The sequence below is a fragment of the Kribbella sp. NPDC023855 genome (genome assembly GCF_040639475.1).
Lineage (GTDB): Bacteria > Actinomycetota > Actinomycetes > Propionibacteriales > Kribbellaceae > Kribbella.
Genome location: NZ_JBFAAA010000008.1, coordinates 275,300 through 302,284, shown reverse-complemented (window position 1 = coordinate 302,284; position 26,985 = coordinate 275,300). Strand labels below are relative to the sequence as shown.

The window sequence follows — 26,985 nt, the reverse complement described above, 5'->3', positions numbered from 1 at the left end:
GCGATCCCACCGCAGGGCTGGATAGTCGGCGACCTGTCGAGTACACATTAAGTTCGCCGGATCCGGTCTGACGCTACCGCGTGCCGTAGCTCGCTGTAACGGTGCGGCCATTACAACGATGATCAGGGCATGGCGTGCGCACTAGGCTGCACGGTTGACGCCTCGTCAGGCCGCTGACGGCAGATGTTGCGAGCAACCGTGCCGCAGGTGGGGCGCCCGAAATGTGTGGGGGCCAGGTGACGTGATGCCCGCAGAGCGGGAGCAATTGGGGGATGTGGTGGGGGTGGAGACGCCGCGGACTGTGACCCGCATGGAGTTGCTGGAGATCCGCGAGGGTGAGTGGCGCCGGCGTGTCGAAGTCGTTTCCCTCGCTGCCGAGGTTCTCGACCAAATCGATCGTGCGCATCGCGAGCAAGCGCTGATTGCCCTCGGCCAGCTGTACAAACGCCAGACCGGAACAGCTGACCGGGTGCGGCTGCTTCGACGATGGCCGTCCGTGTTTGTGCTGGCGATGGCCGGGGTCGCGGCCGATCATTACGAGCGCGGCACCTTCTGGCCGAAGTTGGTATCGCTTCTTGGAGTTCGCAACGAGCAGGTATTCCACACCGAGTGGGGAGAGGCCTTCCTCACCAACCTGCAGCGTCTGCGGCTGCCAACCTTCGATGATGGCGACGGCGAGACTGGGTCCAAGTACGTTGGGCGCATCCTGATCCACGCTGGGATGCCCACGTATTGTCTCGGCGACTTCTTCAGGATCTTGACCTACAAACGGAGCGTTGTCCCGGGTCTGACGCCCGAGGGCTTCGTATCCTGGGCAGCTACTAGAGCCGCGAGTGTCGGGTTTCAGAACGTGGACGTGCCGGTTCAGAGGTTCCTGCGCTACGGCCGAGAGTTTGCCGTCGATGTCGCCGACCGGGCCTTCGATCTCGTCGACGCCGTTGCGGCTGGCGGTACGGGCGAAGACATTCCGTTGCCGCAGAGATACCGTGCCGCGGCGCACAGATTCCACCGGGAGCGCGGGATCACGCCCCTTCGTGGAGACGGCACTGCCTCGGTCAACACTGATGTCCAGCCGCTGCTCATCGTGGACCCCTTCGACAAGGGAGTGCTGTTGCGGCTTCCGCCAGTTGGCGACGCTCCCGACGGGCAAGCGGCGTGGCTGGTCAGCCTTGATGACCAGACCAGGAGGGTTCAGACACAGGCGCTGTGGCCTGGCTCAAATGAGCCAGCCCCAGCGACGGACGTCGCTATCGATTCACCTGTACGGTCGGTGGCGGTCGCGCTCGTCGGTCGCGAGGATCTCCAGGTCGTTCTGCCTGTGATTGATGCCAACGACCCGATGCTAGCGTTTGGGGAAGACGGTGTACTTCTCCCGCCAGGACTTCCCGTGCCCGCTCGGCCGACATGGCTGCTCTTCCCCGGGGAGCCGAATTCGCGTGAGATCGTGGGCGAAGCCGTTCAGATCTCGGAGAGCCCGCTGCCGCCTGGTTGGGCCGGTTGGTGTCTCCTTCAACTTGATCTTCGGCGAGCGAGTGGGCTTTCTGTCGGAGGTGCCAGTCGCGCTGTTCGCGATCGAGCATCGGCTCGAGTCGGCTCCGAAGAGCCTATGCGTGGCGTGCGAACCTCCAGCGGACATGCGATTGTTTCGTCGCTTCCTCACATCCAGCTTCCTGAACAGCTCGAAGGCGCGGAATGGGATGTTGCGCTTCTCGACTCGACGGGTCGCCCGGTCGCGCACTGGAAAACCTCGGACGGCGGGGCTGGACCCAACTCTGTCTGGGATGCCGTTCCACGTCCTGTGGTCGGTACATTCACAGTCCGAGTCCGCGGACCATGGGGACGGGGAGCCAGCCGGACTGTGACTGTCATGGAAGGCCTTGGCATAGGTTTCAGTCCGCCTTGGCGCCGATTCACTTCAGGTGGTTTGCAGAACTGTGACGCGCGGCTGAAACTTCCGGTCGGCGCTACGGCGGCCGATAGTTCGATCGAGTTTGCCGAGCACGAGCGAGAGCGTTACGTCCGCGTTGGTACCAGCGCCGAATCTCGCACGCTCGTCGTGACTCCTCCGCATATGTCTGTGTCCTATCAATCGTCGGAGACGATCACCAATCCGTCGATTCGTCCGCTGAGGCTTTTCCGAGAAGACATCATCGATCAACCGGGCGTTCTGATTCTGAACCTGGATGCTGATGCCGAGCCGAAACTGCACGTCCTCACCTCGGCGGGTGATGTTCAGGTCGTTGAGCCCACCTTCGGCCGGGCAGGCGTGTTCCACTTCAAGCTCGCTCGGGTTGTCGATACCCTCGCCGCCAACCCCCAGGCGAAGCTAGCGCTGACCGATGACGGCAGCCTGGTCATAGCGACAATCCGCCCGCGAAAACTCTTCAGTCGCATAACCGTGGGCGACGGTGTCCTTGAGCTCGAAGACTGCGTCAATGTCGAAGGTCTGACTGCGCTGATCTACGCCACCCGCGCACCATGGCGGGCTCCCGCGGTGGTCCCGGTGGCGGACGGCCGGGTGCCCTTGCCGGAGTGGCTGGTTGATGCTGGTCCGCTCCGTGTGCTGGTCCGTGTCGACGACCCATGGGCGCCGCTTCCTGTGCCAGGGTGGCCTGAGGGGATGCAAGTCACGTTCTTGGAAGCCGACGGTTACGTCATCGACGATGACGCGGAGGCAACCGCGTTGTCGGCCTTCCTCTCGGGCTTACGGGAGTTCCCGGCACCCATCGAGGATTTCACCCGCCTGTGGTCTGTTCGCGGACTGCTGGCCCAGCTCGGAGTGGGTCCTCGCATCGACGACATCGCTCGCACAATCGATATGGCAGTACGCAACGACCCGCGTGCGGCCCTTCTTGCGCTGACCAGTTCTCAGGCGCCGAGTGACGCTATACCTAACCTCATCGTCCGGGCACGTCTGGCATGGGCGGACCTGAAGGACGCACACGATGATCAGGCGCCGGAGTGGTCTATGCGCGGCGCTCTTCCAGCTGCCCTTCTCTCAGGAGCCGATGCTGCGTGGTCCGCGGACGAGGTGGAGGCCGCGATCGGTGTCTGTGGCGACGTGGTGAGCGAGTTTCTCGTCGGGAAGGACAGATTCGCTACGGCGGGTCGCCTGGACGCGGCCGCAGAAATTTTCGATCGGGAGCCGGCTATGCGCGAAGAGTTCGTTCGCCAAGCGGGCTTGATTCCCCAGGGCTTACTGTCTGCAGAATCCCGGGTGATCGCAGCAATGCAGCTGGTCAACGGGCGCCAGGACCAGCACCTGGACTGGCTGATGAGACACGCACACAAGATTCTTGTCGAGACCGACCGGATGATCAGAATGCTCGGCAATCCGGTTGCCCAGACTGCCTTTGACGCGCGACGCCATCCGACCGCGACAGGAGGTTGGCGGGTCGTTCCGTCGATCTCATTGGGGTTTGCGCTCGCCGCACGCAATGCCGCGCGCGGTAGCGAGCTGGCCGGAGGCTGGCTTGATCGCCAAGCGCGTGTGTGGACCGACCTGGCCAAAGTCGTTCCACAACTGGTCACAATCGATCTGATCGTCGCCGAGCTTCTCACGGCAAGCTCATTTACCAGCAAGAGCCAGGAGACGAAGCAGTGACCACGAGCATCGACGGTATCGCCACGGCCGACGAGATCAAAAGCACGTACCGGCGGTACTTACAGTCGCTTCTGGCAGTGCGCGATGCGAAGATCGGTGCCGCATTGAGAACGGCGATCGATCAGACGCCGATGCTCGACAAGGGGCCGTATCTCGAAGCGACTCCACCGTACGCTCCCGGCCTGTCCGTTCAGGAACTCATCGGGGCAGGTGTACTCACCCCTGGCCTTGCCGAACTGGCCAGCGAAGCGCTGCCTCTCGACCGTGCCCTGTACATTCACCAGGAGCAGGCCATCCGGAAGGCCGCTGACGGCCGCAATGTTGTCGTTGCGACCGGCACTGGTTCCGGCAAGACGGAGTCATTTCTCCTGCCCATCCTGGACAGTCTGGTCCGCGAGCAGGAACGGGGCGAACTGGGACCTGGCGTGCGGGCGCTTCTCCTCTACCCGATGAACGCACTGGCCAACGATCAGATGAAACGCCTTCGGCAGCTGCTGGCGGGATATCCCGCGATCACGTTCGGCCGGTACACCGGCGACACCGAGAATGATTCTCAGCGTGCCCGAGAGGCTTTCGGCGAACTCAACATCGGTGAACCGATGCTTCCGAACGAGCTCCTGAGCCGGCAGGAGATGCGCGCGACGCCACCGCATCTGCTGCTCACCAACTTTGCGATGCTTGAATACTTGCTCCTGCGTCCCCTCGACATGGACCTCTTTGCGACCGGAGACGACTCCAAGTGGAGATTCATCGTCGTCGATGAAGCTCACGTGTACGACGGAAGCCAGGGAGCCGAGATCGCGATGCTCCTACGGCGTGTCCGTGACCGCGTCGCTCGCAATCGGCCGATTCAGTGCATCGCTACATCGGCGACCGTGGGCGGCGACGCTGACCCGGAAGAAGTCACCCGGTTCGCATCGAACTTGTTCGGTCAGCCCTTCGAGCACATTGATGGTGCACCTGACCGGCAGGACCTTGTGACCGCCACGCGTGTCGATGCGCCGGCTGGGCCGTTCTGGGGCCCGCTGTCGGCGCGCGACTACATCGGACTGACTCAATCCGAGAACAGAGACGCAGCCGTCATGGCAGCAGCACGTCACGCCGGATGGCAACCAACTGGTTCTCGCCAGACGACGGCAGCAGACGCGCTGCTCCACGAGCACTCTCTGGCGATGCTCCGCAGCGCGCTGGCCGCTGGCCCGCAGACCTTCGACGAAGCTGCATCCACGATCTTCAGCGCAGGGCCTGAAGGTGCCGCTGGATTGGCGGCGATGGTCGAACTTGGCAGTGCTTTGCGCGCGAAGGACGGGACGACGCCGCTGTCGGCGCGGTATCACCTCTTCCTGCGAGCCACTGAGGGTGCTTTCGCTTGCCTGTCGTCTAAGGGACCGCACGTCCACCTCGCACGGCACGACAAGTGTCCGGACTGCTCCGCCGCGGTCTTCGAGGTCGGGTCTTGCAAGCGGTGTGGCGCCGTCCATGTCGTCGGTACGCCGACGCCGGAGGATGGCGTTTTGCGTTTCCGTCCGCGGAAGGCGGGCAGCAAAGGCACCTGGATGGTGCTCGGTGAGCAACTGGCACTGACTGACGAGGACGAAGATGCCGTTGCCGACGATGGCGTAGATGTCACCGCTGATGACGCCAAGTTGTGTACCGCTTGTGGAAACATCGAAAAGCCGGGCGCAGGGATATGCAAGGCCTGCGCATCCGGTCAGCTCCGTGCAGTACGACGACTCAAGCAGAGTGGCGAGGACATCGCAGGCTGCCTGGTCTGTGGGGCACGTGGTTCGGGCACAGTACGCGTCTTCGAGACAGGTTCAGACGCTAGCGGCGCGGTCATCGCGACGTCGCTCTACCAGAAGCTTCCACCGAGCGCCGATCTGAGTGAGGGGCAACGGCCTGGCGAGGGACGGAAGCTGCTGGCATTCAGTGACAGTCGCCAGGCTGCGGCCTACTTCGCGCCGTACCTCGAGGACTCCTACGCGCGTCTGCAGCGCCGGCGTCTCATCACACAGGGTCTGGTAGCGGCACGCGCTGACGAGGAACCTGTGGCGCCCGACGACGTCGTGTTCACGGCGCGCGCTGCTGCGTCAGCCGTCAAGCACTTCCATGGAGGTATGACCGCTCAGCAGCAAGCTCGCGTCATCGCTCCGTGGGTGATGGCTGAGGTACTTGCTACGGATGATAGGCAGTCGCTCGAAGGCCTTGGGCTGATGCGTGTTGCCCTCTACTGCGATCCGAGTTGGCAAGCACCGCGCCCGTTGATCGATCTGGGACTGACCGAGGATGAGGCGTGGGCCTTCATCCAGGAACTCTTGAGATCGGTGCGGCAGCAGGGCGCAGTCACCATGCCAGACGAAGTACCCCCCAACCACGAAATCTTCGCGCCACGGTTAGGACCGATTCGGCTCCGACTTTCAGGTCCAGAAGCCGTCCGCAAGGTGCTTTCGTGGCTGCCAGGTAAGGGAACCAACCGTCGCGTCGACTACGCACAGCGCGTACTAGACTCCCTAGGCGTCGATGGCGATGCACGGAAGCTGCTGAACGGCATCTGGAGCTTCCTGACCGCGGCACATACGCCGATTCACTGGCTCAAGCCGGCCACCGAACGTGGCCTCGGTATTGTCCATCAGATTGACCACGCGCGCCTGCGGCTGAGCTGGGTCACCGATGCCGACCCGGTCTATCAATGCGATGTATGCCGTCGCATGGCCCCGTTCTCGGTACGTGGCGTGTGCCCAGCGATCGCATGTGAGGGAACGCTCGAGCAGTTCGTACCACCGGTGCAGGATGAAGACCATTACAGGTCGATCTATCGGTCAATGCATGCCGTCTCCCTCAAGGCGATGGAGCACACGGCGCAATGGTCGAATACCGAAGCTGCGGCTATCCAGCAGAAGTTCATTCGTGGCGATGTGAACACGTTGTCCTGCTCGACGACCTTCGAGCTGGGGGTTGATGTTGGTGATCTCCAGGCGGTGTTCTTGCGGAACATGCCCCCGAGCACTGCTAACTACCTCCAGCGCGCCGGCCGTGCAGGTCGCCGCTCCGGCACGGCCGCCTTGGTGGTGACCTACGCGCAACGTCGGTCCCATGATCTGACTCGGTTCGCCGAGCCTGAGGTCATGATCGCCGGGGCGGTCCGAGCGCCCTACGTTCCACTCGCCAATGAGCGTATCGATCGACGGCACGCGCACTCCGTTGCGATGGCCGGATTCTTCCGATGGCGCTTCGAGTCCACAGGGCGGATCGACAGGACTGCGGGTGAGTTCTTCCTCTCTGACAACGGCCATGACGCCTCGGTAACGTTGGTGAAGGGCTATCTGACCCCTGTACCTGGCGAGATCACAGAGGCACTCCGCCATATCCTCCCCGCCGACGTCGCGAGCGAGCTGGACGTAGATGGCGGGACATGGGCGGCCACGCTGATCGAGCTCCTCGATACGGTTCGCGCCGAGCTCGAGAACGAAGTAGTCACTCTCGAGCAGCTCCAAGACGAAGCCGCGCGGAGCCAGAAGTTCCAGTTGGCACAGCGTTACCAACAGGTTGGCAACACGCTTCGCAAGCGGGAGCTCCTTGGTTTCCTGGCCAACCGCAACGTTCTGCCGAAGTACGGCTTTCCGGTCGATTCCGTCGAGTTGCGTACCAATCTCGGCTACACCGGCCGTGCCGGCGCCAACCTCGACCTGACGCGGGACCTGTCGCAAGCGATCTATGAATACGCACCGGATGCAACTGTCGTAGCCGGCGGACAGCTGTGGACGTCCCGCGGGATATACCGGCTTCCTGGGCGTGATCTCGTGGAGTATCGGTACCACGTGTGCAAGCGCTGCGGCGGGTTCAGACACGGCGTCGAGCATGTCGAGCCCGCTTGCGAGCACTGTGGGGAGGTGATGCAGTCGGCCCCCCGGACTTTGACGATTCCGGAGTACGGGTTCGTCGCAGGGCGAGAACCGCAAAAGCCGGGACCGCGACCGCCTCGACGTTCTTGGAGCGGCGCGGTCCATGTCCTCGCCCAGCCTGCCGAGGCCAGGTCTCACAAAGCGTCGTTTCGCGGCGGAGAGATCGCGGTCACTGTCGGACCGCGCGGCCGCCTTATCGCCGTAGCTGACGGGCCCTCCAGCAGGGGCTTCTGGGTGTGTGACTGGTGTGGTCACGGCGCAGCCAGGATCTTGCATCCGAACAAGCCACCAAAGCACAATCACTTGCTCAAGAATCTGCCTTGCTCCGGCCCGCAGCGACCGCTCGACCTCGGCCACGACTACGAGACAGATCTGCTGACACTTGACGTTGGCCTGCCAGGTTTCCGCGGTGAGCAACAGGCGTGGAAGTCAGTCCTCTACGCGATCATCGAGGCAGCGTGTGACGTGCTCGAAATTGCGCGCGGAGACATCGGGGGTTCGCTGTCACCATTCGGTGTCGACCAGTGGTCTGTGGTCCTCTTCGATGCCGTCCCCGGTGGCGCGGGCCATGTGCTGCAGATCGAGGCTAACCTCGATCTGGTGCTCGACGCTGCTCTGCTGCGTGTGAGTACATGCGAATGCGGTCCGGAGACCTCGTGCTACGGCTGCTTGCGCAGCTACGGCAATCAGCGCGATCACGACGAACTCTCTCGGGGCGCCGCCCAACAGATCCTGCACAGGCTCCTCGCCAACGCTGGCAATGAGTCAGAGCATCCGGAAACGCCAGACAGCAATGGAGCGGCGGCCACGCTGTGACGTCCTCCGAGTCACTGCACGTCGTGTCTCATTCATGGCCAGAGCTGTAGGAGACTCTTGTGATCGATCCTAAGGACCTCGCGCGGCGAGGATTCGAGAAGGCGTTGATGTCGCAGCAGGCGTTGGCTGTGGCCAACGTCGGTCGTCTTCGCCGTATTCATCCTGAGATGAGTCCGCATGAACTGCTCAGGTACCTCGACCGCGCCTATTTGATCGCGGTCACTACGTCGGGAGGTGCGGCGGGGGCGACTGCCTTGGTTCCGGGTGCGGGTATGCCCGGAGCATTGGTCGACATGGCGGCGTTTACGGAGGTTTCCGTTCTCTACGTACTCTCGTGTGCTGAGGTGCATGGGCTCCACTCGGAAGACCTGGAGCGCCGACGGTTGTTGGTACTGACCGTCCTTATGGGCGACAGCGCTACCGGGGCCCTCAGGAAGGCGGTCGGTCGAACCGGACCCCACTGGGCGAGGCGCATCGTGACCGCGATTCCGATGACGACAATTAATCGTCTCAACACGCTGCTCGGACCTCGGTTCATCACGAAGTACGGGACGAAACAAGGGCTGCTGGTGTTGAGCAAACAGGTGCCGCTAGGAATTGGTGTATTACTAGGAGGCGCCGGCAACCATATGATCGGTCGCGGCGTCCTTGCCTCTGCACGCAAGGTCTTCGATGAGCCCCCGGACAGTTGGGATCCAGCGCCACCAGCTTCTGGAAGGACGACACGATGAGCCATCCTGCCCTAGGCGCGCCAATCTGGCGGAGTACTTTCGAGGGAGTTGGGTTCAGGTCGAGCGGCCAGTTAGGAGCGATGCGGGCTCGTGTTGAGGATGTCGACGCCACGGTGTTGGAGGACGGGCTCGGCCGCCTCAGCATGATGTTCACTCAGGTCGGGCGGCGCTCGGCGATGCAGTACGAGGTCACCGTGCCGCTCGACGTAACCGCGCAACAGGTGGCTCAACTGCTGGCCAGCGCCTTCGAGCGAGCACACCCTGAAACCCGCGAGAAGTCCACGGCCCCAGACTCTCCCGCCGAACAGGGGCGTGTCCGGGTGGGCGGTGCACTCGTTGAGCGTGAGCAGGCGTTCGAATGGGCGCGTGAATACCTGACCGGATCATCGGCTTGGGCATATCCCGCGTATGACGCGTACGACGCCCGGTCCGCCCCGGACAGTATCGAGGACGCTGATCTGCTGGCCCCTGTGCTGCTCAATGTCCACCGCTTGACCCTGAAGGCCTACTACGGTTTGCAGCAGCAGCGCAACCGATTGCAGGAGTGCCTCGCGGCGATCCCTGAGGACGCCGAGCTGGCCAGCGCTGGAGACGACGACCTGGAACCGATCCGCCTGCTGTTCGCTGTGCTCGATGCTCCGATCCCGGACGTGCAAGGAACGATCCTGGCCAAGATTCTGCACCGCAAGCGGCCAGGCTTCATCCCGCTCTACGACGAACGCGTCCGCCGCTGCTACCAAGTCGGTCCTCGAGCACCGCTGCCCGTCAGACGAGGTCGGCCATGGGGTGAGTTCTTCGTCGCCCTCGCGATGGCCATGCGCAAAGATCTGGTCGATCAGTACGACACCTGGGCCGAAATCGCCGACCTCGCTTCGGATCCGCCGATCAGCCTGCTGCGCGCGCTCGACATCGTCGCCTGGCGTGCCGGCGGCGATCGCGGCGATCGGTCGCCCACAGAGTTGGCGGATTTGCCGGCAACATGAATCAACTAAGGCAGCTCTGACCCCCCACGTTCTGGGTTAGCCGGCCTCGCTTGAGACAGAGCCATGAGACGTGACTGGCCGATCTGCCTAGCGATCACAAAGCGTCCTGGGACTCCCCCGCCAGATCGCCGACTCACACTTTGACAGCGCCGCGCTGTTATAACCGCTCATTACTACCTGGCCAGGTCCGTGTGGGTATGTCATATATCCCACGGTGACTCTAGACTGCTCAGGCGGTGTGGGCGACCTTTGAACGCGCCATGAGAGTCGACTCCAACTCGTCGAGCCTCGTCGCCCACGCCGGCCAGGGCGGATCGATCCATTCGAGTTCCTGCTCCTCGTCGCCGACCATGACGACCCCGACGCGCTCACCCTCGTCCCAGAACGCGACTGCTTTCCCGTTGCCGGCAAACCTAAGTCGGAAGTAGGTACCCTCATGTCCTGCGTAATAGGCGGCCACCGCGACGCGGCCTAGCATCTCCCGCGCCCGATCGGCCGTCAGGTCGCTCACAGGCGCAGTGATGACGAAGGTGGTCGACGGATATGTGCCGTACCCAACCCGTCGAACCTGCTCCTGTCGCCACTCCACGGACGGCCGCGTAATACCGTAGGGAGCGATTACGAGCTCAATGATCTCGACGTCTGTAGTCGGAGCAGCAGCCTGTTCCAGCGCTTCCAGCAGTCTCGGAGCCATCTGAAGATCGCCAGCTGCCTCGGCGAGACCATCAACGTTAAGACCGAACTCGTCATCGGTGAGCAGGTAGCGCACCATATTCTGAAGCCCCGCAAATCCTTCTTGCTCAGTGATGTGGTCGGCGGACCCGGCCAGACCGCGCAAGGTAGTAGTCCGAGCGCCAGCATCAGCCAGTACGCTGCGCACCACCGAGGCCGTCTCGTCGTCGAACCTCGATGCAAGGCTCTGGCCTCCTGGTTTACCCCAGAGGAACATCCAGGTTTTGGCCTGCGCGGGACTGCCCAACGCGGCGATACCGCGTCTCGCTCCAAAAGGCGGACAAGTAGATGGTTGAACACAACCGCATTGATCGCGGCAGGGATCGGGCCTAGCTCATCGATGAAGTCTTCGTCGTCCAATGCCGTGGCGTACCGGCGTACGAATCGATCGAAGGCCATCCTGGTCCGCGTCGTTACGGGCATATGCTTGCGAACCAGCTCATCTTCGAGCTCTTCGTCGGCCTGCTGGCCGTCCGACGAGAGTCCGACGTCGCCCTCCTTCGCGAGGTCCTCCTCACGCTCAACCTCCGGCTGTCTAGTGTCCAAGCCCAGGTCTACTAGACGGCCGCCGATCGCGGCCAGGACGATCTGTATATCCGTGGGCGGCAGACCTGCGGTATGTCCGCGGCTTAAGTAGCCGCCATATCGCGGGTCGCGCCGCACGCGGTCCCAGTCGAGATCCCCTAAAGCAATCGGCTCACCGCTGCCGGCTGGTCTGCTTTCGCGCCCGACGTTCGGTTTGGCGATGCGCCACACTGCTTCACGGTCGATGATGAGTGTTTGGTCAAGCTCGCGCAGCAGCTCAAAGAGTTCGGCATCCTGCTCCGGAAGATCGGCTAGCCGCGGCAGACGCTCGCGCTGACCGGCCTTATCGAGTCGCCCTTTCAGGTGAGCGACTTGGTATGGCCAGGTGGAGCTGCTGTAGTCGTCGACCCCGTCGATACGAACAACCACTCGCCCTCCTTCGGAGATGAGAGCAGCCCCGCTGGCCGTTAGGGAGACTCGCACCGTCGCTCCAACCAACCGCTGGGACCCGATCTCCACACTCCGCCCCGCGTGGTCGGCGATTTCGAGCGTTGCCCCCGCGGCCAGCGGCTCGCTGAAGATAATCGTCAAAGTGCGTCCGTCCAGCCTGCTCCAGAGAACTACTGGATTGCCCTGGCCATCGTCGTCGGCCTCTCCATCGGCGAAGGCCTGGTAGCTGATGGGGAGAGTGGCGATGTCCGTGACCGCGGTGCGGACCAGATGGGAGTAGATGGAGTCGAAGGATCCGCGCGGTCCGGTGGTGATGACGCCGATCTCGATGTTGCCGCTACTCGCAGATTGCAAGAGAGCGCTTCGGGAGAGGTTGGCCGATCCGCTGAGTAAGGTCTCCGCCCTCGACTGGATTAGATGCACCCACTTGGCGTGGATGTACGCCGCCGGCTCGCCTTCGACCTGAACTCGTTCCACGATCGCACGCGTCGCGCCGTCCAGCGATCGCTCGATTGCGGCAGGATCTGCCGAGGTCGCGTCTGTCACCAAGAGCCGGACCTGCTTGGGATTGAAGACTGCAACAAGTTCTTTCAAGGCAGCGCAGTCCGAATCATGGAAGGGAGCGTGGGCGATCAGCTCATTCACCGGCCCCTTGACCCTCGAGCGCAGCCGCTCGATCAGAGGTCCCGTGAAGTTCCCAGCTATCGCCGTTGGCAGGCTCGGCGATTCAGGCAGCCAGTTCGACCCGCCCCACGCCATTTGCAGCAACTCGACCACTGGGGAATCCACCAGCTGGCGCTCGGAGAGAGCGTCCACGAACATCCGTGCTGCGGCAAACTCGTCAAGGTGCTGTGGTTGATCTTCGCTGTACGCGAAGACACGCCACAGCTCACCCGGCGACGCATAGCCGTCGTAACTGAGGTTCCCGGAACCGACGACGAGCCGGCCGCTCGCAGGGCCAAGCAAAAGTATCAATTTGCCGTGTGCGGCCCTCACATGACGGATTGGGGCAACAATGTACGCCTTGTTGGCCGAACGGTGTCGCTGCCCCGTGCGAGCAGCCTCCCCGAGCCTGCTCGCCAGCTGGTGGCTGTCCGCGAGGATGATCCGGAGGGGGACTTGGGCCAGTTGGCTCATTAGCCGGGTCTCGAAGAACGTCAGGTTGGCGCCGTACGTACAGATCAGCGCTGTCGTCCACTGCCCTTGTAGGAGTTCAGGGACAACGAACCTCGGCTGGACCTCAGCGCTCATACAAGCTCGGATCCAGAGAACTCATATGCGGCGGCTGCCTCGTCCAATGCACCCGAGGGCAAGTCACCGTTCGCCAGCAGCGAGCGACCTGCGGCGGTGAGTGAACGATCAGGTTCACGGAACGTGGAGACCCAGCCAAGCTCGTGAACAATGGTGCTGAGGGCAAGGAACCTGCTGTCATTGAAGACTGCCGGCACCTCCTGTGGAAAGAACCGGAGGTTGTCCCCGACCCTCCTGACCCTGTAGGTGTCGTCGGGAAGCTTGGCTGTCGCGACGCGCTCGTGTTGCACAATGACAAAATCCTGGATCAGCCATTCGGCGAGTTCCGCGAGTGTCGGCTGCCGGAGCAATCGTTGGTTGAGAACGTGCATGAAGCGGGCCATGCCGATACGCAGAGCACCACCTTCGGACAGCAGGTCGCGCTCCTGCGCATACTCCGCAACCCGTGATGGAAGCCCGAACCTCTCCCGCAGCAGTAGGACCAAAGCGATGAGTGCCAGTAATGTCTTCCCGTCATCGACGTCGTAGTCACGGCACGCGACGTACACGGCGTGCTCGTCAAGAACTTCGTTCCGCGGCCAGATCTCATCACGTCCCTGATAGACGCGCCAGCGCCGAGCCACGTCGACCAGTTCAGCACGTGAAGTGTAGACGTCGCCTTCTAGAGCCCGGAAATAGACGAACTGGCGGAAGTCCTGCTCCTTGATCGCCTCGTCTGGCGTGCACTGACTGAGGTCGAGCAGCAGGCGCAACGTCTCGCCGCGATAAGCGATCTCAGCCGGAGCGCCCGAGTGCAGGAAGAGGTCCTGCAGGAGGGGTAAGTCGTAGTTGTTAGCGATACCGAGTTGGCACAGGCACCCCTTGCGAGCGAACTCGACAAGGACATCTCGTGCGATGGGGGCAACGAGATCGCCACTTTCGAGTCTCGCAGCGAGTCGCGAGTCGCTCACCGCGGCGCGGTATGCCGCTGCCAACGCTCGCCCATATGGAGTGGGTGCGTCGAAGGGGAACCCGTTAGTCGGCCTCGCAATTACAAGTACGCCGGTGAGTTCCATGGCCGATCGGTAGTAGAGAGAGTATCCGCCGAGGGCTTCCTTGATGTAGTCGAACTGCGGATCGAACGCGGTGTCGTTTGCTCTTGAACCAACCCTCCTGCTGCCGACGACGTTGGCCACCATCGATTGATGCTCTGGCGCATCGCAGACGTGGCAGGCCATGGCGAAGAGTGCTTCTCGCGGTCGGTAGAAGTTCTGAAAGGCAGAACGCGTACGTAGCAGATCCGCTGCCCAGAAGTCGTCGAGAATCCATGAATAGAACGACCAGTAGCGCGGATGAATCGTCAGCACGTTGATGCCGGGTGACAAGGTCGGCAGGATGCGATCCGAGCTGACCGACCCAAGACCGAGGTGATCTTGACCTGACTTCGGAGTGAACGCGCGGGCTCCCCAGACTGGACCAGTGTCGGCCCAGCCCCAGGTGGTGCTCTGAGGCTTACGAGTCATCGCCCTCCCCCGACTAGTCATCGACCATTACTCCTAGACCTTCGTCGTCCTCGAGCTGGATCCTCAGCCTATTTTGACGCCTGTCGACAGACTCGGCAGAACCCGGCGTGAGTTCTCCGCGCCAAAGCCTGCGTGACCCCGGGCCAGAAAGTCTCAACAAGGGCAGTGGGCTCGGCGAAGACGTTGACTCGCTCCCTGGACGGTCCAGTGCCACCGTCAGGGATGGTCCCTCGCTTCGCGCTGTGTCTTCTACAGGAACAGGTGTGATGGTTGCGAGTATCGCAGCTGATTCCGCCGTGGGCTGTGCCGACGGCGAGCCGATCTGATGGAGGCCAGTGGCCGTTTTACTGACCGGAATGGATGGCAAATGGTGCGTAGCGATGCGCATTGAGCACTACCTTGACGGGAAGTCTTTGCAGGTCACGGGTATGTTCGGACAACATTGGCAAGCGTTGAGATGTCTGGAACAACAAAGCGGTGGTTAGGGGTTCGAGTCCCCTCGTCGGCTCTCTGAACTGGGCTTATTCCTCTCGGGGCATGTCCCCGAGGGTCGCCACTCATTCTTTACTCATCCTTTTGAGCTCTCGCCTCGACACCTTTCGTCAGAAATCGGGACCTGGCGTTGCCTGTCGGTCGTGATCATGGATGGACCGCATCGCCTCGTCGAGGTGCTTCGCGGCCTCCGGATTGCGTGCCTTGCGCCTGATGTAGTCGTCCATCGTGGTGGACAACCGCGAGTGCCCGAGCTGGTCCGCGATCTGTCGCGGCGACTGGCCGGCATCCTCCAGGATGGTCGCGGTGGTCTTACGAAACTGAGCGAGGTAACCCACGAGAGCTCGTCCGCCACAGTGCGCATGCGAGCGAGTTCGGTCATCTCTAGCAACGCCGCCCGAGCGGCACGCGGCATCCGATACGCGTCCGCGAGTGCGATCGCGTCCTCGATCTCCACGCGGACTCGTCCCGTCTCGACCAGACTGACCCGCGTCTTGGGCCACCCCAGCTTGGCCACCGCCTGCGTCTGAGTCAGGTTCGCCGCTCTCCTGTGCTGCCGCAGCAATGCACCGAGCTCCCGGCGTCGCTGACTGCCAATGGGCCGCCGAGCATCGCGAAGCGCCTTGCTCACGTTGTGGGGATCCCGGAAGCCTCCCTTCGAATCGGGGAACAGAGGCGCGTCAAGCGAGGTCCCCGGCTTCCATCGGTCGTTCAGCATCTCAAGTGCCCACCCCGGGAGCTTCAGAATCCGTTCGCCGGCAGCTGACTTCACGCGACGTCGAATGAGCCCTTGCCCCTTGATCCGCTGGATCTGATGACTGCAATCGACCTCACCAGTCTGCCGATCCACATCCCGCCACGTAACAGCAAGGCACTCACCGATGCGCTCGCCGGTCGCGATCATGAACTTGCTGAAGTCGATCAGATCGGCCTTCTCCGCTCGCTCGTCCTGCCTCAGCAGCTCGAACCAGTCGTCTCGTTCGGTCTTCTCCAACGCCCGTGTCGGTTTGCGTCTCGAGTTCGCCAGGGATGCGATCTCTCGAACTGGATTCAACTTCAAGGCCCCGTAGCTGACCGCAAGAGCGAATGAACCCGCCAGGATGCTCTCGCAGGTTGGCCGACGCCGCTCCGTCCTCATCCTTGATCGTCACGATCACCCGATTCACCCGAGGAGTCGTAGCTTCCTCAAGAGCAGCTCGCCGATCCGCGGCAAGATGTTCTTGTCCGTCTGATACCGATAGGTCTCCAGCGTGGCCGGCGAGTTGATCTCCGCCTCCACCGACGCCTGCTGATCCTTCATGAAGAGCTCGACAGCCTTCGAGACCCGGTCGGAGGACTTCAGCTCACCGGACTGCGCCAACCGCTCACGCTTGATCAACTTCTCCCGCAAGCTGTTCGACGCCGTTGACTTGGTCTTCCCCTGCGCAGCCACCAGCCTGGTCACGCCATCTAGATCCCGAAACTTCGCCCGAGCCTCGAACTGATTGGCAACCCCGGCATCGTTGTAGCCAACCGGGAAGGTCCAGATATCGCCCCAAGTCCCCAACGGCAACCGCTTCCTCGGCACAGCCACCTCCGACTCGATCTCCCGAGTCGTTCAACGGCTCACCCTGACCCGCCTCGCACCAGGCTGGATCTTAGACGCAGACCGCGATCCAGCCAGCCGTTGACTACGCAGAGACGGAAGCGAGGAGACGCTATGGCAGAAGTCGACAACCTCTGGGACGTCAACCAGGTCGAGGAATACCTAAAAGTGCCAGTGGCAACCTTGTACGGCTGGCGAGTCAAGAACTACGGCCCACCCGCAGACCGCGTAGGAAGACACCTACGCTACGACCGCCAGGACGTCATTAACTGGTACAAGAACCTCCGCCAACAACACTCGACCTCTGCCGATCGGGCAGATCAGACGTCGTAGCCTGGCAGTTCCCGAAGATAGGCCACTCAACCGTGGAGCGATACCCAATAGAGCATTGAGGATCAGTCGTCCAACAGCGCCCGAGGCAGGGCGAATCTGAACAGGTCCCTTTGGGGCGACTCAGAAACCGAGTTAAGGGTATCGGCTACTCAGGAGCTCGAGGAGCTCGAGGAGCTTTGGGGTGTGGTCACGGTAGCCAGCGCTGCTGAGCCAGCGATCGACGGTAGCTATCGCTTGGTCCGTGGCTCGGTCTTCGTAGGTTGCGTCCGGTCGAGAGATCCGCGTCGTCAAGCGATGTTCAACTCGGTTCCTATCGCGTACAGCTCGCATTTCGTGAAGTTCTATTGGTCCGCCGAGGCCACCGGCAGTCTGCAACTGAAAGTCGGTGGGGTGCCGATGCACGACGTGCAGGATGCAGCCGGGGCTTGTCAGCTGCATGGCCGATGAACGGCGAGTCCTCACTGAAGCTGTCAACCCGCAGGGCAACCGCAAGTGCCAAGTTCACCGAGAACGGACACGCGCCGCGCCGGCGATCCGCAGAGCGCCGCGATTTGCTGGCCCGCAGCACCACCGTCATGGTTGCCGTGTTCCCTGGTCTCGGGTCAAACTCCAGGTCATGCCTACAGAGTGTAGGCATGCGCTGCTGTGGCGGCGGCCAACCAGCACATTCCTGCAAATGGCGGTGAGCTCATCGGCGTACCGTGGATAGACGGTGCGCAGTCGCGCCGGGGGAGAGGGCTGACGTGGCGAGGTCAGGTGGGCAGGGACCGGTCGAGAGCGTGGAGCACGCACTGCAGTTGCTGATCGACTCCGGGGATGTTGACCGTGCACCGCAGGCAGCGTTCAACCTCGGCGTACTGCGGGAGGACCGGGGCGACTTCGCCGGCGCGGAGGCGGCCTATCAATGCGCCGTCGACTTCGGCCACGCCGAGCAGGCGCCGAAGGCGGCGGTCAATCTCGGCGTACTCCGCCAGGGCCGGGGCGACTTCGCCGGGGCTGAACGGGCGCTGCAGTTGGCGATCGACTCGGGGCACGCGGACCTGGCCCCCATGGCGGCGGTCAACCTCGGAGTGCTCTGTGACAGTCAGGAAGCGGCGGAGCGGGCCTATGGGGTGGCGATCGACTCCGGGCATGCCGACCAGGCACCGAAAGCGGCGGTCAATCTCGGCGTACTCCGCGAGGGCAGGGGTGACTTCGCTGGAGCGGAGCGCGCCTACCAACTGGCGATCGACTCTCGGCACGCCGACATGGCCCCGATGGCGGCGGTCAACCTCGGGGTGCTCCGCGAGAGCAAGGGGGATTTCGCCGGGGCAGAGCAGGCGCTTCAATTGGCGATCGACTCCGGGCATGCCGACCAGGCACCGAAGGCCGCGGTCAACCTGGGTGTGCTCCGCGAGGGCCGGGCGGACTTCGCTGGGGCGGAGCGTGCCTACCAGTTGGTGATCGACTCCGGCCATGCCGACCAGGCTCCGCAGGCTGGGGTCAATCTCGGCGTGCTGTGCCACGGGCGGGCGGACTTCGCCGGGGCCGAGCTGGCCTTCCAGTTGGTGATTGACTCGGGGCACGCCGACATGGCGCCGAAGGCGGCGTTCAATCTCGGAGTACTGCGTGAAGACCTGGGTGATCTCGCCGGCGCGGAGCGGGCCTATCAACTCGCCATCGACTCCGGCCATCCGACGGCCGCCGCGTTCGCGCGCCAGGTGATGTTGCAGTTGCCGAGCTGCGAGCATCGCATGCCCTAGCGTCAAGAGGACCATGTCTCAGCAACCCGAAGGACGCCCCGACCTGCGAGCCGACTGCGCGCAGTGTGCCGGGCTGTGCTGCGTGGCGCTGGCGCTGACCGTGTCGGACGATTTCGCCATCGACAAGCCGGCCGGTCAACCGTGCCCGAACCTGAAACACGACTTCCGCTGCGGCATCCATGCACGGTTGGAGGACGGCGGCTTTCCCGGCTGCAGTGTGTACGACTGTTTCGGGGCTGGCCAGAAGGTCACGCAGGTGACTTTCGGTGGCCGTGACTGGCGGCAGGCGGTGGACTCGGGCGCGCTGATGTTCGAGGTGTTCTCGGTGGTCCGGCTGCTGCACGAGCTGCTCTGGTACCTGACCGAGGCACTGGCGCTCGCCCCTGCCCTCCGCGACGACCTCCAGCGCGCGCTCGATGACACCGAACGCCACACCCTCGGCAGCCCGGAGTCGCTGGCAGACCTGGACGTCATCGTCCACCGCTCACGCGTCAACACGCTGCTGCTGCGCACCAGCGCGACCATCCGCGCGGGCATCACGCCCACACCGGCAAGCCGCCGCGGCGCGAATCTGGTCGGCGCGTCTTTGCGAGGCGCCGACCTGCGCGGCGTGGATCTACGCAGCGCCTGCCTGACCTCCGCCGACCTCCGCGACGCCGACCTCACGGCCGCCGACCTGATCGGCGCCGACCTCCGAGACACCGACCTCCGAGGCGCCCACCTCGGCCAAGCCATCTTCCTGACCCAGCCCCAACTCAACGCATCCCACGGCAACTCCCGCACGACGCTCCCGCCCCGCCTGACCTGCCCACCTCACTGGCCCTAGCAACGTGGACGTACGGTGTAGCCGTCCGGCAGTACGGCGACGGTGGTGATCATTCGCCGTTCATCGGGTCGTCCATCGCCGGCACCCCCCAGCGGAAGTACATCGGGGAGGAAAACCTGATGGCCGGGACCAGGCCGATGCTCTGGATCACGGTGGAGGTGCCGGTGGCGTGGCCGACGGCGTACAGGTAGCCCTTCTGCAGGTCCTTGTCGATGCCGAGCAGCAGCGTCCCGCTGGTTCCGCACTTGGTGGCGATGAGCGACTCAAAGGCCATGCCGCCGTACTCACAAACCGACGCCATGCCGTCCTACCCGCAAAGCGACGCATTCCCGGCGGCCAGCGTGCACAAGCAGAGGAACCGGTCCAAGGACGTTGCGATCGTGTGCCTCGCCGTCGGCGGCGTGATGGTCCTCAGCGGCGTGGCGAACTCAGTACAGTCGGCCGGCGAGCAGCAAACGGCCGACGCAGAGCCCGCACGGCGAATCGTGATCGCCGAGACGGCCGGAGGGGCGCCCCGCGTCCAACTCGTGCCAGAGGTCACCGCCGCGCTTGAGCAGCGGCGAAGCGCCGCCGCCAAGGAAGGCATCGAACTCCACTTCGGCGGCTACGAGCACCCCGCGGGCGGCGACGCCTACATCATCTTCATGGGCGCCGAACAGCCGGCTGCCGATCCGGAACAGCCCATCAACGACTTCTTTGCCGGTATCGCGAAGGCCAGCGGGGTCCAGGCCAAGCTCACGGAGTACCCGGCCGGCGACCTGGGCGGCGAGGTGCGCTGCGCCACCACGACCGAACTCCGCTGCGCCTGGACAGACCGGACCACCTACGGAATGGTGATGGCACTCGACATCACCGAAGCAGACCTCGCCGCACTCCTGATCAAGATGCGCCCCGACCTCACACCAGCGAAGTAGCCACCCGGCCGGGAGTGGCCGGGTGGCTGTCAGGCGGTTCGATCAGCTGACGGTGAGGATCTTGTTCACAGTGAGCGCCTGGGCGTGGTCCGCGTCGCCAGGAAACCAGACCCGGTAGGCGATCTGACCGCGCACGGCGGGCTTGATGCCGAACGCATACTTGCCCGACGTACTGAGCTTCACCGAGGCGATCGACTTCCACACCTTGTTCCCGTACTGCTGCAGGTAGACCGCCTGCCCGGCGTGCGCCGGAGCCACGTAGCCGCTGAACGATGCGGTCTGGCCGAGCCGGATCGCGGCCGGCGTCAGCACCGCTGAGATCGTCGGCGCCACCTGGACCGTAAGGTCCGGTGTTCGGGTCCCCATCAGTTCGCCGTTGCCCGGGAACGTCATCATGTACACCGACGACACGGCCGGTTTGTCCGTGAACGACACCGCTCCCGTCGATGAGGTCTTCAACGCCGCCAGCAGCTTGAACGTCGACGAGTTCTTCGGCCGTACGTACAGGTTGGTCGGCAACCCGACGTACGCCTGGTTGTCGATCCGCAGCGTGCTCCCTCTCAGCGTGATGGTGCCGCCGTGGTTGACGAGCGTCGAAGTCGTACTGATCGCAGTCTTCATCCCCAGCAACCGCGTCATGGCGACCGGGCTGACCTTTCCACTCCGATCCTTCACCCAGGCGGCGTACGTGTAGGTCACCCTCTGCGCCAGCCCGGTGTTCTTCACCGCGGAGCCGGTACCGCCGTACACCAGCGCCCCGGTCGTCAACGTCGGCACAGTGCTGCCGGCATTCCGCCGCACGATCACCTGATCGAGATCCGACATCGCCGGCATCTTCCAGGTCAGATTCGCCGCCAGATACGCCCCGCTCGCATCGAACTCCGGCTTCGCAGGTGCCAGATCATCGGTCGTGAAGCGACTGGTGAACCCAGCCAGGTACCAGTAGTTGGCGTCCTGCACAGCGTCGGCGACGATCTTGTACGGCGTGTTGTCGAGCAGCGGCACGTTGGGAGTGATGATTGCCTTGTTCGCCGCCGCGTCAAACGCAATCGTGGTTCCAACCGGGGCACCGGTCTTGACATTCGTCATCCGAATCGAGGCCGACGTGACGCTTTCCGGCCGGACCGGCCGTGCGAACGTCAGCGACGGCTTGATGTCCGCCGCTACTCCGGCCGACTGATCCGCCGGCAGCGAGTCGAAGACCGGATACGCGTCCAACGCGAACCCGCCCTCGTTCGCTGAGCAGATAGAGGTGTTGACCTGATAGCTGCGGCTGTCGCGCGATCCGTTGTAATTGCGAATCGAGAAGTAGATCCCGCCGCCTTGCAGGTCGGCGGCGGCCTCGACGATCCCTGGCCCAGGTACTTCCTGGCCAGAGCTGTCGGCCGGGAACGGCCGCTGCTCGAAATGGAGAGGCTTGAGGGACTTGTCGTACACCGATAGCGCCGGTCCGAAATTCTGCGCGTACTTTGCTGAGTCGTACACCGGTCCGACGACCTGGATGCAGATTCGCCCCGTGTAGTTGGAGGTGATCTTGTACCAGTCCACGTCGCCCTCGGTGCCGATGCTTCCGGCCGCGCTCCCACCCACTTCGACGCCGACGGAGGTGGCTCGCGCCGGCTGGTCGTCGGTGTCAGGGACGCCGGGAGGGAAATCCGGAGCCCACGGGCCGCCGACTGCGTGGTACGCGTCGAGGACACCGGCGGCGTAGTACGGATCGGTGCCGCGTGGGCCGGCGTCGCGGGCGGTGGCCTTCAGGCGTGCCATCACCTGGGCCGGCGTGAGCGACGGCCATTTGTTCCGCATCAGAGCCGCGGTACCCGCCACGATCGGGGACGCGAACGAAGTGCCCGAGAGGCCGGTGAAGTACGGGGCACTGCCAGCCGGAGTCTGCGATCGAGGCGCTGTACTGATCATGTCGAAGCCGGGCGCCACGAGGTCGAGAGTCGCACCGGTGCTGCTGAAGCTGGTCAGTACGCCGTTACGGTTCGTGGCTCCGACCGACAGTACTTCGGGATAGGCGGCCGGATACTGGTCGAACTCCGACGTTCCGTCGTTGCCCGCAGCCGCGACGATAACCACGCCCGCGGCCACCGCGTTCTTGATGACGTCATGCAGGATGGCGTTGCTCTGACTGGAGCCGAGCGACATGTTGATCACCCGGGCGCCGTTCTTGACGGCCCAGTTGATGCCCATGATCAGCTTGCCGTCAGAGCCGTTGCCGTTGTCGTCGAGGACTTTCACCGGCCGGACCTTGGCGTTCCAGGCCACGCCGGCGATCCCGATTCCGTTGCCGGTACCGGCCGCGATGATGCCAGTGACCGCCGTGCCGTGGCCGTCGCCATCGGTCGGTGGAAGCGCCGTGTTGAACAGGTTGTAGCCCGGCAACAGATGACCTGCCAGGTCGGGGTGGCCGGGGTCGACCCCGGTGTCCAGGACGGCGATCGTCTGGTTGCCGGCCGACTTGCTCAGATCCCAGGCCTGGTTGACCCGGACCGTCGGCAGATACTTCTGGTAGTTGGCGTAGTACAGATCGTTCGGCGTCGTGGACTTCCGCCGGATGTAGTCGAGCGAGGCGAGCGCGACTGCGGGGTCGGCCTTGACCTTCTTCAGCAGATCGGTCGCCTTGCCGTCGCCGGTCACGGTGACGATGTCATCGGCGACCGACGTGCCAGCCTTCGCGTTGACCTTGGCCAGGGCGGCCTTGCGGGCCGAGGCAGTGGCCCTCGGCTTGAACTTTACGAGCACCGCCTTTTCGTCATACGCGGGACCGGCGGCGGTGCTGAAACCAGACTTGGCCTTGAACGGGCGCGGCTCCGCAGAAATATCAGCGGTGCCGGACGAACCAGTCACCACCACCAGCGTCGCCGCCACCATGGCGGCGGGCAGCCCAAGGCGCAGCAGATGGGCAGGGCGGAACGACACAGGATCCTCCGGAAACTGGAACGGGATGCGGTGCGCCCCGAGCCACACACCGGTGAGATCGAGCAGCCTATATCGTTCGAAGCCTTCCTCGGCAACAACATTGCAGCTTGTTGCAGAGCCCCCTGCGTGACGCCGGGCGGCTGGAGTAGGCGCCCCCGGCCGCCGCGGCATGCGTCACGGTCCGCAGATCGCTGAGGATCGGGAGTTCTTGCCTTACATGCAACACCCGTGGGTTTAGCGCCGATAATCTTGTCAGGTATGAGCCAGACCAACGCTAATCACCAGCCCGCCTGCTCCACAGTTCCGCGAGTCACACAGAAGGCGGATCCCGGGGCTCTGGATGCTCCGGGTGCTTTGGGGTGTGGCCTTTGGAGGGATCTGAGCCGCCTCCAACGCCCGAGTTGGCCTGCGTCTCGAGTTCGCCAGGGATGTGATCTCCCGAACTGGATTCAACATCAAGGGCCCCGTACCTGACCGCAAGAGCGATTAAACCCGCCCGGATGCTCTTGCAGGTCTTGGCCGACGCTGCTCCGACCTCATCCTTGATCGCCAAGATCACTCGATTCACCCGAGGAGTCGTAGCTTCCTCAAGAGCAGCTCGCCGATCCGCGGCAAGATGTTCTTGTCCGTCTGATACCGATAGGTTTCGGCCGCAGCGAGGAGGCAGTCAGGTCGAAGGCCAAGGCCGAAGGCATCTCGCTCGCGCCGGCCAACCGACCGCCGTACGGCGCCATGCTCGGCTCAGCAAGTCCATCCCGGGCCCGTCAGCGGTGCCGCCCGTGCGGTCATCGTCCGGCGCGGCCAGGAGGGGCGGATCTGGTCGCGGCAGCGCGAGGACCTCACCGACCGGTTCCACGACGTCGCCGCGGCCGCCGTACCGCAGGTACCCGACGACGCTGTTATCGATGGCGAGCTGGTCGACGAGATGAAGCAGCAGTTGCGGCGGGTCGGCGGGACCGACTTCGGCGTGCATTCGGCCGCTAGCTGTCCCGCTTCGGTGACGCGACCCGGCTGGCGGAGCGTTACCGTACCGGCCGGGTGCTGCTGGCCGGCGCCGCGGCCCACATCCATCCGCCGGCCGGCGGGCAAGGGCTCAACCTCGGCATCCACGACGCGTTCAACCTCGGCTGGAAACTGGTCGTCTGGCTACGGGTTCGCACCGTCGGGCTTCAGCCGACGGCCTTCAGGACCTGGAGGGTTCCGGCGATCGGGTCGGACGCGACCTCATCCGCGCGCAGGTAGACACCGCCGTACTCCGAGACACTCTCCGGGGAGAGCAGTTCGTGGTCGGGTTGCGCGGGGGTCGGCCCGGTGATCGGGGTAATACCGTCGGACGGCGTGGCGTGCGGGGTGCTGCCGTCGGTGGGGGTGCTCCCGTCGGTTGGCGCGGGTGAGGCCGCGTCGGTCGGCGGCGCGCTGGGGGTCGGCGTCGGGACCGGAACATCCTGGCCGGTCAGGGCATTCAGCAGGACCGGCTTCTGCTCGACAGTGCCGTAGACCATGCCGTGGAAGACTGCGGTCACCTCCGGCACCACCCGGCCGGCGCTCTTCTCCGTATAGCCCCAGATCTTCTTGCCACTGGTGTCGTCGAAGGCGACGATCTCCTGCTCGTCGGCCTCAGCGGGATCCGCCGTGCAGACGACTGTCTTCTGGCCGTCGGCTCGGCAGGAGTAGCGCAGCAGAAACTCGGTCTCCTTTACCGCGGACTTGGTCTGCACGACCGCGCCGGTGACTGGATCCACCGCGATCAAGTACCCGACCTGGTCGCCGGCCAGCCCGAGGTTCTTGTCGTACTTCTGCCCGTACAGATAGACGTACTTCCCGCTACCACCAGTCGGGCTCAACCCTTCCAGCCCGGGCAGCAGGCCAGACTTGGTCACCCTGCCGGTGGCGGCGTCCACCAGCGCCACCGAGCGCTCCGTGTTGCTCTTGCCCTGAGCACCGACCAGAACTCCCCTGCTGATCCCGGCGGGCACCATGAACGGCACGGCGACGCCCATGCGGGTGGCTGGGTCGGCGATCACGGTGATCACGCCGGACTTCGCGCCGATCAAGCTGGTCGGTGCGACCCCGATCGCGACCTGGCCCGTGGCCGCATCGACGGCCAGGTCGGTGAAACCGCCCGGCAGACCGGTGGTGAGCTCGTTGTCACCCAGCAACGGAGTGGCGTCGACGGTTGCCTCTGACATCGGCTTGCCGTCGGCCGGGTCGAGCCACCGGAACAGCACCCGGACGATCGGCTTCGCGGTTCCGCCGCCCTTGACCCGTTGGTAGTAGGCGATGGCGACGGCCGGCTTGCCGTCCACCTCGACGGCGACCGGGGGGCTCGCGTCATTGGTCTGGACGCTGTCGCCAGTGCCTTCGCTCGACGGGGTCCACCAGGGGCTAGCGGTTCCGGTCACGCCCTGGCCCGTAGCGCCGCTCAGCGTGTTCGCCACTGCCGTGGTGCCTACCATGCCGACCACTGGGTCGAAGGTGCTGTCGTCCTTCTCCTTCGGCAGTGACGTCGCAGCGACGGCCTGGAAGGCCTTCGGAGGGTCGTACGGCGTCGGCGCCGGGCCGCTCGGCGTACCGGCGGACTGGCTCGCGCCGGCCTGCGCGGTGTTGTCCACGGAGGGCTTGTCGTCTCCGCCGTTGCAGCCCGCCAGCAGTACGAGGGCGGCCGTAGCAGCGAATACCTGACGCAACATCTTCACTTCTCCCGAGTCCGCACCGATAACAGCGGAACGTTAGCGAACGAACCGCCGATCGATGTGTGCCGGGGAGAAAGTGTGCAACTTCCTGCACGCTGCCGTGCATGTTGTTGTCCTGGCAACCCAGGCGCGCGCTTTGGCAGCCTGGCTCTTCGCCGCCTATGCCGCCCAGGACATGGACGGCATCAGGTCTGTGCTGACCGAGGATGTGGAGTGGGTGATCCCCGGCCATCAAAGCAGCGCGGTCCGGTAGGCAGGCAGCGCGCGAAGCTTCGCCTCAGTTCGGGCTCGTGTGCGATTGGCGCAACTGCGGGTGTAGAAGCGCGGGCTCACCCGCCATCCGCCGCCTCCGAGACTGGAGCTCGACCCTGCGCCGCGTTCCTCGAGTTGGCCGGCCTGCGGGTACGTTCCAGTCATGAGAATGGGCAGACTGCAAGCCGGCGATAGCTTCGACGTCTTCACGAGGAGAGCCCGAAGCTCCGGCGCGGTGCCTGTGCCGCTGCCGGTCGACAGGGTGGTCCGTGTGGTCGATGAAGTCTCGCGCACGGTTCAGGGGCTGCGGATTGTCAGATTGTCGCCGACCGGCGCTGAGTTCGATCGCACAATGAATCACAGGACTTGGGGCCTGCGGATCACCCTGAAGTTCGACCCGTTGGCATCGGCGGAAACCATGATCTCGGCCTGGGCCGAGCCGAAGTTCGCCTTGACTCTGTTCGATTGGGGTCAGGGCGCCAACGACATCAGAACCCTGCTGGAAGCGATCGAACGGCAAGCCTCCTTCCGCTGAACCGCGCGACGGCACCTGCAGCCGCGCCAGGCGCCTACTTCGGATCGGGTTCCGTCGCCGGGTCCCAGAGGCGGCGGTCTAACTGACCTCGCCGACACTCCCGCGTGCGCCATCGGCCTATCGGCGACGTCGATGGCCTGCTGTGATGTCAACGCTCAGACAGCTCAGCGCTCTGGTACAACAAGAAGCTCT

The 26,985-nt window shown here is 64.1% G+C and carries 19 protein-coding genes and 2 pseudogenes; 12 read left to right on the top strand and 9 right to left on the bottom strand.

The features are described 5' to 3' along the window. The first annotated feature begins 310 nt into the window (after window positions 1-310). The 4 genes from AB0F51_RS27080 (at window position 311) to AB0F51_RS27065 (ending at window position 10,036) form a co-directional block, all read left to right on the top strand. Entirely contained in the window at window positions 311-3,604 is a 3,294-nt protein-coding gene (locus AB0F51_RS27080; RefSeq protein WP_360284424.1) for a hypothetical protein, read from the top strand. Then, the gene (locus AB0F51_RS27075; RefSeq protein ID WP_360284423.1) at window positions 3,601-8,322 is read left to right on the top strand and encodes a DEAD/DEAH box helicase; all 4,722 of its coding nucleotides are present in this window, start codon (window positions 3,601-3,603) and stop codon (window positions 8,320-8,322) included. Before AB0F51_RS27080 ends, AB0F51_RS27075 begins: the two co-directional genes overlap by 4 nt. A 59-nt stretch (window positions 8,323-8,381) precedes the next feature. Further along, window positions 8,382-9,053, top strand: coding sequence for a hypothetical protein (locus AB0F51_RS27070; RefSeq protein ID WP_360284421.1), 672 nt, complete (start codon window positions 8,382-8,384; stop codon window positions 9,051-9,053). Window positions 9,054-9,133: 80 nt separating this feature from the next. After that, window positions 9,134-10,036, top strand: a complete 903-nt coding sequence (locus AB0F51_RS27065) for a DUF6308 family protein (RefSeq protein WP_360284419.1) — start codon at window positions 9,134-9,136, stop codon at window positions 10,034-10,036. Window positions 10,037-10,265: 229 nt separating this feature from the next. Here AB0F51_RS27065 and AB0F51_RS27060 read toward each other — a convergent pair whose 3' ends face one another. From AB0F51_RS27060 to AB0F51_RS27040, 5 genes and pseudogenes are all read right to left on the bottom strand, one after another. Beyond that, complete coding sequence (locus tag AB0F51_RS27060; protein WP_360284417.1) at window positions 10,266-10,547, bottom strand: hypothetical protein; 282 nt, start codon at window positions 10,545-10,547, stop codon at window positions 10,266-10,268. Window positions 10,548-10,654: 107 nt separating this feature from the next. Further along, window positions 10,655-12,994 carry a hypothetical protein gene (locus AB0F51_RS27055; RefSeq protein WP_360284416.1) on the bottom strand — a complete coding sequence of 780 codons (2,340 nt, stop codon included), beginning with the start codon at window positions 12,992-12,994 and terminating at the stop codon, window positions 10,655-10,657. Continuing rightward, window positions 12,991-14,496: a hypothetical protein gene (locus AB0F51_RS27050; RefSeq protein WP_360284414.1), complete on the bottom strand. Its 1,506-nt coding sequence runs from the start codon at window positions 14,494-14,496 to the stop codon at window positions 12,991-12,993. The genes AB0F51_RS27055 and AB0F51_RS27050 overlap by 4 nt, the downstream gene beginning before the upstream one ends. A 602-nt stretch (window positions 14,497-15,098) precedes the next feature. Beyond that, window positions 15,099-15,326: a hypothetical protein gene (locus AB0F51_RS27045; protein WP_360284466.1), complete on the bottom strand. Its 228-nt coding sequence runs from the start codon at window positions 15,324-15,326 to the stop codon at window positions 15,099-15,101. A 62-nt stretch (window positions 15,327-15,388) separates the two neighbouring features. Further along, a pseudogene (locus tag AB0F51_RS27040) lies at window positions 15,389-15,706 on the bottom strand (helix-turn-helix transcriptional regulator); the annotation flags it as partial. A 96-nt stretch (window positions 15,707-15,802) separates the two neighbouring features. Between AB0F51_RS27040 and AB0F51_RS27035 the strand changes: the two are divergent. After that, the gene (locus AB0F51_RS27035) at window positions 15,803-16,078 is read left to right on the top strand and encodes a hypothetical protein (RefSeq protein WP_360284465.1); all 276 of its coding nucleotides are present in this window, start codon (window positions 15,803-15,805) and stop codon (window positions 16,076-16,078) included. A gap of 72 nt (window positions 16,079-16,150) precedes the next feature. Here AB0F51_RS27035 and AB0F51_RS27030 read toward each other — a convergent pair whose 3' ends face one another. Continuing rightward, on the bottom strand, window positions 16,151-16,432 hold the full coding sequence (locus AB0F51_RS27030; RefSeq protein ID WP_360284413.1) for a hypothetical protein: 282 nt from the start codon (window positions 16,430-16,432) through the stop codon (window positions 16,151-16,153). Between the two features lie 255 nt (window positions 16,433-16,687). Between AB0F51_RS27030 and AB0F51_RS27025 the strand changes: the two genes are divergently transcribed. From AB0F51_RS27025 to AB0F51_RS27015, 3 genes are all read left to right on the top strand, one after another. Further along, complete coding sequence (locus tag AB0F51_RS27025) at window positions 16,688-16,906, top strand: helix-turn-helix domain-containing protein (protein WP_360284411.1); 219 nt, start codon at window positions 16,688-16,690, stop codon at window positions 16,904-16,906. A gap of 743 nt (window positions 16,907-17,649) precedes the next feature. Further along, on the top strand, window positions 17,650-18,648 hold the full coding sequence (locus AB0F51_RS27020; RefSeq protein ID WP_360284410.1) for a tetratricopeptide repeat protein: 999 nt from the start codon (window positions 17,650-17,652) through the stop codon (window positions 18,646-18,648). 13 nt (window positions 18,649-18,661) lie between these two features. Beyond that, window positions 18,662-19,474, top strand: coding sequence for a pentapeptide repeat-containing protein (locus AB0F51_RS27015; RefSeq protein ID WP_360284409.1), 813 nt, complete (start codon window positions 18,662-18,664; stop codon window positions 19,472-19,474). Between the two features lie 49 nt (window positions 19,475-19,523). Here AB0F51_RS27015 and AB0F51_RS27010 read toward each other — a convergent pair whose 3' ends face one another. Further along, window positions 19,524-19,748, bottom strand: coding sequence for a hypothetical protein (locus AB0F51_RS27010; protein WP_360284407.1), 225 nt, complete (start codon window positions 19,746-19,748; stop codon window positions 19,524-19,526). Here AB0F51_RS27010 and AB0F51_RS27005 point away from each other — a divergent pair. After that, a complete protein-coding gene (locus AB0F51_RS27005) occupies window positions 19,729-20,388 on the top strand; it encodes a hypothetical protein (protein WP_360284406.1) in 660 nt (219 codons plus the stop codon). The two genes, AB0F51_RS27010 and AB0F51_RS27005, sit on opposite strands and share 20 nt — an antisense overlap. Before the next feature lie 42 nt (window positions 20,389-20,430). Here the strand turns inward: AB0F51_RS27005 and AB0F51_RS27000 are convergent, their stop codons facing one another. Continuing rightward, window positions 20,431-23,484 carry a S8 family serine peptidase gene (locus AB0F51_RS27000; protein WP_360284405.1) on the bottom strand — a complete coding sequence of 1,018 codons (3,054 nt, stop codon included), beginning with the start codon at window positions 23,482-23,484 and terminating at the stop codon, window positions 20,431-20,433. Between the two features lie 745 nt (window positions 23,485-24,229). On the opposite strand from AB0F51_RS27000, the pseudogene AB0F51_RS26995 reads away from it, so the two are divergent. Continuing rightward, window positions 24,230-24,450 (top strand): annotated as a pseudogene (locus AB0F51_RS26995) (FAD-dependent monooxygenase); the annotation flags it as partial. Window positions 24,451-24,482: 32 nt separating this feature from the next. Here AB0F51_RS26995 and AB0F51_RS26990 read toward each other — a convergent pair. Continuing rightward, window positions 24,483-26,003 (bottom strand): hypothetical protein, encoded by a 1,521-nt coding sequence (locus AB0F51_RS26990; RefSeq protein ID WP_360284403.1) that lies wholly within the window; start codon window positions 26,001-26,003, stop codon window positions 24,483-24,485. A gap of 79 nt (window positions 26,004-26,082) precedes the next feature. On the opposite strand from AB0F51_RS26990, the gene AB0F51_RS26985 reads away from it, so the two are divergent. Both AB0F51_RS26985 and AB0F51_RS26980 read left to right on the top strand, forming a co-directional pair. Continuing rightward, a complete protein-coding gene (locus tag AB0F51_RS26985; RefSeq protein WP_360284402.1) occupies window positions 26,083-26,259 on the top strand; it encodes a hypothetical protein in 177 nt (58 codons plus the stop codon). Window positions 26,260-26,421: 162 nt separating this feature from the next. Next, window positions 26,422-26,793 carry a hypothetical protein gene (locus tag AB0F51_RS26980; RefSeq protein ID WP_360284400.1) on the top strand — a complete coding sequence of 124 codons (372 nt, stop codon included), beginning with the start codon at window positions 26,422-26,424 and terminating at the stop codon, window positions 26,791-26,793. The last annotated feature ends 192 nt before the right edge of the window (window positions 26,794-26,985 follow it).

Bases quoted from the DNA above. Each gene is read 5' to 3' on its own strand.
- AB0F51_RS27015 (WP_360284409.1), top strand. From the start codon at position 18,662: ATGTCTCAGCAACCCGAAGGACGCCCCGACCTGCGAGCCGACTGCGCG.
- AB0F51_RS27025 (WP_360284411.1), top strand. From the start codon at position 16,688: ATGGCAGAAGTCGACAACCTCTGGGACGTCAACCAGGTCGAGGAATAC.
- AB0F51_RS27005 (WP_360284406.1), top strand. From the start codon at position 19,729: ATGAGCGACTCAAAGGCCATGCCGCCGTACTCACAAACCGACGCCATG.
- AB0F51_RS26990 (WP_360284403.1), bottom strand. From the start codon at position 26,003: ATGTTGCGTCAGGTATTCGCTGCTACGGCCGCCCTCGTACTGCTGGCG.
- AB0F51_RS27055 (WP_360284416.1), bottom strand. From the start codon at position 12,994: ATGAGCGCTGAGGTCCAGCCGAGGTTCGTTGTCCCTGAACTCCTACAA.
- AB0F51_RS27050 (WP_360284414.1), bottom strand. From the start codon at position 14,496: ATGACTCGTAAGCCTCAGAGCACCACCTGGGGCTGGGCCGACACTGGT.
- AB0F51_RS27010 (WP_360284407.1), bottom strand. From the start codon at position 19,748: ATGGCCTTTGAGTCGCTCATCGCCACCAAGTGCGGAACCAGCGGGACG.
- AB0F51_RS27035 (WP_360284465.1), top strand. From the start codon at position 15,803: ATGACTGCAATCGACCTCACCAGTCTGCCGATCCACATCCCGCCACGT.
- AB0F51_RS27065 (WP_360284419.1), top strand. From the start codon at position 9,134: ATGCGGGCTCGTGTTGAGGATGTCGACGCCACGGTGTTGGAGGACGGG.
- AB0F51_RS27080 (WP_360284424.1), top strand. From the start codon at position 311: ATGGAGTTGCTGGAGATCCGCGAGGGTGAGTGGCGCCGGCGTGTCGAA.
- AB0F51_RS26980 (WP_360284400.1), top strand. From the start codon at position 26,422: ATGAGAATGGGCAGACTGCAAGCCGGCGATAGCTTCGACGTCTTCACG.
- AB0F51_RS27000 (WP_360284405.1), bottom strand. From the start codon at position 23,484: ATGCCGCGGCGGCCGGGGGCGCCTACTCCAGCCGCCCGGCGTCACGCA.